Annotated in this window: 3 protein-coding genes (1 of these 3 running past the window's edge); all 3 read left to right on the forward strand. The window is 28.0% G+C overall.

Going from position 1 to position 570, the window contains the following annotated elements; all coding sequences use genetic code 11:
• Positions 1-177 precede the first annotated feature (177 nt).
• Tightly spaced (at most 7 nt apart), the 3 genes in view from LUA84_RS04515 to LUA84_RS05560 form a layout consistent with a single transcriptional unit that may run on beyond the window.
• Entirely contained in the window at positions 178-306 is a 129-nt protein-coding gene (locus tag LUA84_RS04515; RefSeq protein ID WP_256443558.1) for a hypothetical protein, read from the forward strand.
• Between the two features lie 7 nt (positions 307-313).
• Positions 314-421 carry an uL15 family ribosomal protein gene (locus tag LUA84_RS05555; protein WP_457913399.1) on the forward strand — a complete coding sequence of 36 codons (108 nt, stop codon included), beginning with the start codon at positions 314-316 and terminating at the stop codon, positions 419-421.
• Positions 391-570 carry the 5' portion of a 50S ribosomal protein L19e domain-containing protein gene (locus LUA84_RS05560; protein WP_457913400.1) on the forward strand. It continues 87 nt past the right edge of the window, so only the first 180 of its 267 coding nucleotides appear in the window; the start codon lies at positions 391-393; its stop codon lies beyond the right edge, outside the window. The genes LUA84_RS05555 and LUA84_RS05560 overlap by 31 nt, the downstream gene beginning before the upstream one ends.

Consider the following 570-nt stretch of genomic DNA (forward strand, 5'->3'; position numbering starts at 1 on the left):
AGAAGGGGATATAATGATAGAAATAGAGGTAGAGGAAATTAGNGTGGTGCAGGTTTCTCTGGATGGAGATTTAAGAAACAAAAATACATTAAATTAATTAAGGAATATCCGGAAAAATTTGAAGATAAAAAAGGATTTACAAGTATTAAACATAATGTTGAAAAATCTATAATTAATTTGGGAGATATAGAAGAATATTTTGATTATTTATTATCAGAAGGAATAATAAAAAATGAGGGAGAATATTATACAATAGATTTAGATGAAATAGGCGTTGATGAAATTATTAGGAGCTGGAAGAATTAGCAAAAAAATGAAAATATATGTAAGAGAAGCTTCAGAAGGAGCAATAGAAAAGGTTAAAAACATCGGTGGGGAGGTTATAATTAAATNNNNGACCTATCATTACAAAAAAGATTAGCATCTGAAATCCTTGGTGTTGGAAAAGATAGAATATGGATAGATCCGAATAAAATACAGGTCTATCGCAAAGCTTTAAGTAGATCTGATATTTTAGATTTAATTGATAAAGGAATAATAAGAGTAAAAAATGTTAAAGGCAAGCTAGAA

It is taken from the genome of Candidatus Nanopusillus massiliensis (genome assembly GCF_920984865.1).